6 protein-coding genes are annotated in these 5,850 nt (G+C 71.2%); all 6 read right to left on the reverse strand.

From position 1 onward, the window contains the following. Nucleotides 1–182 precede the first annotated feature (182 nt). Nucleotides 183–1,367, reverse strand: a complete 1,185-nt coding sequence (locus CCR87_RS01880; protein ID WP_201155632.1) for a vWA domain-containing protein — start codon at nucleotides 1,365–1,367, stop codon at nucleotides 183–185. 4 nt (nucleotides 1,368–1,371) lie between these two features. After that, nucleotides 1,372–1,536 (reverse strand): hypothetical protein, encoded by a 165-nt coding sequence (locus CCR87_RS01885; RefSeq protein WP_201155633.1) that lies wholly within the window; start codon nucleotides 1,534–1,536, stop codon nucleotides 1,372–1,374. Between the two features lie 4 nt (nucleotides 1,537–1,540). Then, entirely contained in the window at nucleotides 1,541–2,929 is a 1,389-nt protein-coding gene (locus CCR87_RS01890) for a DUF2927 domain-containing protein (RefSeq protein WP_201155634.1), read from the reverse strand. A gap of 4 nt (nucleotides 2,930–2,933) precedes the next feature. Further along, a complete protein-coding gene (locus CCR87_RS01895; protein ID WP_201155635.1) occupies nucleotides 2,934–3,389 on the reverse strand; it encodes a GNAT family N-acetyltransferase in 456 nt (151 codons plus the stop codon). Between the two features lie 97 nt (nucleotides 3,390–3,486). After that, complete coding sequence (locus CCR87_RS01900; protein ID WP_201155636.1) at nucleotides 3,487–5,280, reverse strand: ABC transporter transmembrane domain-containing protein; 1,794 nt, start codon at nucleotides 5,278–5,280, stop codon at nucleotides 3,487–3,489. A gap of 97 nt (nucleotides 5,281–5,377) precedes the next feature. Then, a partial coding sequence (locus CCR87_RS01905; protein ID WP_201155637.1) for a CDP-alcohol phosphatidyltransferase family protein occupies nucleotides 5,378–5,850 on the reverse strand: 473 nt, incomplete at its 5' end.

A 5,850-nucleotide genomic window follows, 5' to 3' on the forward strand; every position in this document is an offset into this window, starting at 1 on the left:
CCCAGCCAGCGCCCCGTCGCCACGCGCCCCGCCAGCAGCGGCAGTGCCCCCAGCCCGGTCGCCAGCGCCGTGATCAGCGCAGCAACGAACACAAGCGTGACAGTGGGATCGATCATCTGGGCTGGCCCCTCGGCTGGCGAAGACCCTACTTTAGAAGCATTCTAAACGACGTCAACCCGGCGTCAGCGTCCCAGCTCGCGCACGCCGCGGGTGATCCCCTCCAGCGTCATCGGAACCATGCGGTCCTCGAAGATGTCGCGGATCAGGCGGATGGAGTGGGCGTGCGCCCAGTAGCGTTCGGGCGTGGGGTTGATCCACAGGGTCGCGGGCCACTGCGCGCGGGCGCGCTCCAGCCAGACGCGGCCCGGTTCGGGGTTCCAGTGCTCGTTGGCGCCGCCGGGGTGGGTGACCTCGTAGGGGCTCATGTTCGCGTCGCCCACAAAGATGCATTTCCAGTCGCTGCCATAGGTGCGCAACACTTCCGCCGTGGGGGTCTGCGCGTCCCAGCGGCGTGCGTTGTCGCGCCAGACGCCCTCATACAGGCAGTTGTGGAAGTACCAGTATTCCAGGTGCTTGAACTCGGCGCGGGCGGCGGAGAACAACTCCTCCACCACGCGGACATAGGGGTCCATGGACCCGCCGACGTCGAGAAACAGCAGCACCTTGACCGCGTTGTGGCGCTCGGGCCGGGTGCGGACGTCCAGCCAGCCCTGTTCGGCGGTGGCGCGGATGGTGCTGTCGAGGTCGAGCTCCTCCACCGCGCCCTCGCGCGCCCAGCGGCGCAGGCGGCGCAGGGCGACCTTGATGTTGCGGGTGCCGAGGTCGACCTGGTCGTCGAAGTTGCGGAACTCGCGCTTGTCCCAGACCTTCACGGCGCGCTGGTGGCGGCTTTCGTCCTGGCCGATGCGCACGCCTTCGGGGTTGTAGCCATATGCGCCGAAGGGTGAGGTTCCTGCGGTGCCGATCCATTTCGAGCCGCCTTGGTGGCGGCCTTCCTGCTCGGCGAGGCGCTGGCGCAGCGTCTCCATCAGCTTCTCGAAGCCGCCCAGCGCCTCGATCTGCGCGCGTTCCTCGGGGGTCAGGTGCTTTTCGGCCAGCTTGCGCAGCCAGTCGGCGGGCAGGTCCAGCGCCTCCAGCATCTGTTGCGGGGTGATCGCCTCCAGCCCCTTGAAGGTGGCCGCAAACGCCCGGTCGAAGCGGTCGATGTGGCGCTCGTCCTTCACCATCGCCGTGCGCGCGAGGTAGTAGAACGCCTCCACGTCCCAGGTCGCCAGCCCCGCGCTCAACCCCTCCAGAAAGGCGAGGAATTCGCGCAGGCTGACCGGAACGCCCGCCCGCCGCAGCTGATCGAAGAACCCCAGAAACATCGCGTCACAGCATCCGTTCGATCCCGATGGTGGCAAACAGGCCCAGAATGCCGCCGAGGATCGCGCCGACGGCGGTGTATTGCGCCAGATCCAGTCGGTTTCCGCCGCGCCTGCGTGCGCTGGAAAGCCCCAGCACGCCGCCTGCGATCAGTCCCGCCAGAACGATCATCCCCTCAGCCCCCCGTCGCCTGCCTGCCGATCCGTGGCTGGCCCAGGGCCGCGATATCGGCCAGCCGGGCGTTGACCACCTCGATCGTGCCGAACCCGTAGCGGCCCCAGCCCAGACTGTCGAGGCGGATGCGCCGTGCCTCGTCCGTGCGGCCCAGCCGGTCCAGCGCCTCGGCCTCCACCATCATCAGCGACGACAGCAAGGCCGCGTTCTGCGTCGCGCGCGCGGCGGGCTGGGCGGCGCGGGCCAGCAGGCGGGCCTCCACGGGTTGCCCGGCGGACAGGGCGAACACCGCAAGCTGCATGTCCACATGGGCCACATGCGCTTCGGCGCCCGGCAGCGAGCGATAGATCATGCCCGCCTGCAGGAACCCCGTCAGCGCGAGGTCAACCTCCTGCGGGCGGGCAAGGCGCGCCAGCGTGAACCACGAGAACGCCAGCCGCGCGTCGCGCCAGTCCGCCTCGATGGCGATGCGCAGCGCCTCGGCGGCGGCGTCGCGGCGGCGGGTGCGGCTGGCGCCGGGGCCCTGCGCGGTCTCGATCGCGTCCTGCCAGGCCTGCGGACGGCGCGGCGGCAGCGGCGCGGCGGCAATCCGCTCTCCGCGGGGGTTGAGCCGGGCAAGGATCGCCGGCAGGCGCGCGGCCACCGCGTCGCGGTCCATCCCGATCGCCAGTGCCGGGTCGTTCCAGGCCGCCAGCAGCAGCATGTCGAAGCCCGTCAGGATGGTCTGGAAGTTGTCGTCGTTGAACACGCTGTCGTGCAGGCGATACAGGTCATTGAGCGGGCCGAACGCCTGCGCGATCTCCTCGTGCAGGCAATCGCGGGTTTCCTGCGGGGTGGTGTCGGCGGGGATGAACACCGCGACCTCGTCGCGCTCCGTCACCGTTGTCCAGGACAGCCGGGGGCTGCGGCGCTGGCTGCGGAAATCCTCCCAGCTGGAGATGCGGGGCACGATGAAGCACGCAGCCTGTGGCACCGCCCGGCGCATGGCCGCGCGCGGCACGAATTCCGCGGTGACGCGGCGCCCGGCGGGGGGGGTGCCGGGCGCGGCAAGCGTGACCTCCAGGCCTGCTTCCTGGCGCAGCCGGGCAATCAGGGCCTCGGCCTCGGCGCGCGCGCCGGGGGGCTCGGGGCCGGTCAGGAACACCGTCACCGGCCCGTCAAAGCGCGACAGGACCGGCAGCGGGCGGCCGCTTTCCATGAAGAAGCCCATCTCCAGGATGTCGTGGGCGATCTCGCGGTTGGCGCGCTGCGGAGCCGTCACGCGGGCGGGGCCGAAGCGCGGCACGGGCGGCAGATCCAGCGCCTCGGGGCCGGCCAGACGGGACGGCGGCGACGGGGCGCAGGCCCCGAGTGCGAGGCCCAGGATCACAAGGGCGATCCACGCGCGCATCCCCTCAGCCCCGGATGTAGCGCATGAAGTCGGTGGGCACCGCCACCCGGTCATAAAGGGCGCGCGCGGTCGCGTTGTCCCTCTGCGTCATCCAGTAGACCGAGGGCCGCCCCGCCGCATCGCCCGCCGCATACACCGCCGTGATCAGCGCCCCCGCCACACCGCGCCCGCGCGCGGCCGGGTCGGTGAACAGATCCTGGAGATACACCACCCCCTCGGGCTTCCAGCAGTGCAGGTGGAACAGGTAATGCACCAGGCCCACGGGGCGCCCGTCGATGTCGGCCAGCAGGCCGAAGGGGCCGTCCGGGCCGGGTGCCAGCAGCCGCGCGAACAGGGTGTCATAGGTCGCCTCGGGCAGTTCGGTGCGATAGAACGCAAGATACTGGCGCCACAGCGCCGCCCATGCGTCGCGGTCGGCCGGGGTCACGGGGCGGATCAGGGGCGCGGGGGGCTGGGTCATGGCGCCAGACTAGAGCGTCGGTGCCGCGCGTGACAGCGGAAATTCATGACCCCGCGCGCCCCGGCGGGCAGGTCCGGCGGTCGGCTGCCTGGCGGGGCTACTCGGCGGCGATGCCGTCGGTGAACTGCAACCGTGCCAGCCGGGCATAGAGGCCGCCTTCGCTGACCAGCGCGTCATGGGTGCCCTCGGCGACGATGCGGCCGTTCTCGAACACGAGGATGCGGTCGGCCTTCTTGACCGTCGCCAGCCGGTGCGCCACGATCAAGGTGGTGCGCCCGGTGGCCAGCCGTTCGACCGCGTGCTGCACCGCGCGCTCGCTCTCGGCGTCCAGCGCGCTTGTCGCCTCGTCCAGCAGCAGCACGGGGGCGTCGCGCAGGATCGCGCGGGCGATGGCCACGCGCTGCTTCTGGCCACCCGACAGCAGCACGCCGCGTTCGCCCAGGGTGGTGTCGTAGCCGTCCGGCAGCGCCATCAGGAAGTCATGCGCGGCGGCGGCGCGGGCGGCGTCCTCCACCTGCGCATCGGTGGCGTCGGGGCGCCCGAAGCGGATGTTGTCGCGCGCGGAGCCGGCAAAGATCACCGGGTCCTGCGGCACCAGCGCGATGGCTGCGCGGAAATCGGCCCGTGCCATGGTGCGCAGGTCGATGCCGTCGATCAGGATGCGCCCCATCGCCGGGTCGTAGAACCGTTGCAACAGCTGGATGATGGTGGTCTTGCCCGCGCCCGAAGGGCCCACCAGCGCCACGGTTTCCCCCGGCCGCACGTCAAAGCTGACGCCGTGCAGCGCCGCCGTGTCAGGCCGCGCGGGATAGCGGAAGGTGACGTCCTCGAAGGCGATCTCGCCGCGCACGGGGCGGGGCAGGGGGGCGGGCGTGTCCGGGTCGCGCACGCCGTCCTCGGCGGTCAGCAGCTCCACCAGGCGCTCGGTGGCGCCGGCGGCGCGCTGCAACTCGCCCCAGATCTCGGACAAGGCCCCCACGGCGCCGGCCACGATGACGGCATAGATGACGAACTGCACCAGCTCGCCCGGGGTCATGACGCCGGCGGCGACGCTGTTGGCCCCCAGCCACAGCACCCCCACGATGCCGGAAAACGCAAGGAAGATCACGATGACCGTCATCACCGCGCGCGTCAGGATGCGCTTGCGCGCGACGTCGAACGAGGTTTCGGTCACGCGGGCGAAATCGGCGCGGGTGCCGGCCTCCTGGGTGTAGGCTTGGACCGTCTGCGCGGCCTGGAGCGCCTCGGACGCGCTGCCCGAGGACGCGGCGATCCAGTCCTGGTTCTCGCGCGACAGCTTGCGCAGGCGGCGCCCGATCACCACGATGGGCACGATCACCGCGGGCACCAGCAGCAGCACGAAGGCCGTCAGCTTGGCCGAGGTCAGCATCAAGGCCACCAGCCCGCCCACCAGCAGCAGGATGTTGCGCAGCGCGATCGACACCGACGACGCGATCACCGACAGGATCAGCGTGGTGTCGGTGGTGATGCGCGACAGGACCTCTCCGGTCATGATGCGTTCGTAGAACGCGGGCGACATGCCGATCATGCGGTCGAACACCGCCTTGCGGATGTCGGCCACCACCCGTTCGCCCAGCCGGGTCACGAGGTAATACCGCAGCCCCGTCCCCAGCGCGAGCAGCCCCGCCACCCCCAGCGCGCCCGCGAAATACGCGTTGAGGAGCATGGTGTCCTTGGCCTCGAACCCGTCGACGACGCGGCGCACCGCCAGCGGCAGCGTCAGCGCCACCAGCGCGGTCGCCACCAGAGCCGCCACCGCCAGCGCCAGCAGCCGCCGATAGGGCCGCATGAACGGCCACAGCGCGCCCAGCGCGCCGACCTTGCGCGACCTTGCGCGGTCCTGCCCATCGCCTGCCGTCTGGTCCGTCATCGGGTGTCCAAGCCTGTGTTTGTCGCCTTGGTTTAGGGCGTCGACCGGGGTGCCGCAACCCGGGCGGGCGCGGCGAATGGCCCTGCGGGGCCGCCCCTCAGCGCTGGAACACCCGCCGCGCCATCAGCACCCGCGACAGCGCCGTCACCAGGCACAGCGCGCCAAAGGCCCAGGCCAGCGGCGCGAACTGCGCGGGCCACAGGCACAGCGCGACGAAAAAGGCGATGGTCTCGGCCCCCTCCAGCAGCCCGGCGGTGAAATAGAGCGACTTGACCCCGTGGCTGCGGGTGCGCAGGCCGCGCCGCTCGGCCAGGATGGCATAGCCCAGAAAGCTTGCGCCGTTGATGTAGAAGCTCAGCAGCAGGAACGCTCCGGCGGCGCCGTTGGCGGCCGGGTCATGCAGCACGAACGCCAGCGGGATCGCGCCGTAGAAGGCGAAATCCGCCGTGATGTCCAGAAATCCGCCGAAATCGCTGGGTCCCAGCGCGCGCGCCACCGCCCCGTCCAGCCCATCGGCCAGCCGCGACAGCCCGATCAGCCCAAGCGCCAGCCAGAACGCCCCGGCCACCA

The sequence above is a fragment of the Rhodobaculum claviforme genome, from assembly GCF_016653255.1.
Classification (GTDB): domain Bacteria; phylum Pseudomonadota; class Alphaproteobacteria; order Rhodobacterales; family Rhodobacteraceae; genus Rhodobaculum; species Rhodobaculum claviforme.

Bases quoted from the DNA above. Each gene is read 5' to 3' on its own strand.
- CCR87_RS01880 (WP_201155632.1), bottom strand. From the start codon at position 1,367: ATGTTTCTGGGGTTCTTCGATCAGCTGCGGCGGGCGGGCGTTCCGGTC.
- CCR87_RS01900 (WP_201155636.1), bottom strand. From the start codon at position 5,280: ATGACGGACCAGACGGCAGGCGATGGGCAGGACCGCGCAAGGTCGCGC.
- CCR87_RS01885 (WP_201155633.1), bottom strand. From the start codon at position 1,536: ATGATCGTTCTGGCGGGACTGATCGCAGGCGGCGTGCTGGGGCTTTCC.
- CCR87_RS01890 (WP_201155634.1), bottom strand. From the start codon at position 2,929: ATGCGCGCGTGGATCGCCCTTGTGATCCTGGGCCTCGCACTCGGGGCC.
- CCR87_RS01895 (WP_201155635.1), bottom strand. From the start codon at position 3,389: ATGACCCAGCCCCCCGCGCCCCTGATCCGCCCCGTGACCCCGGCCGAC.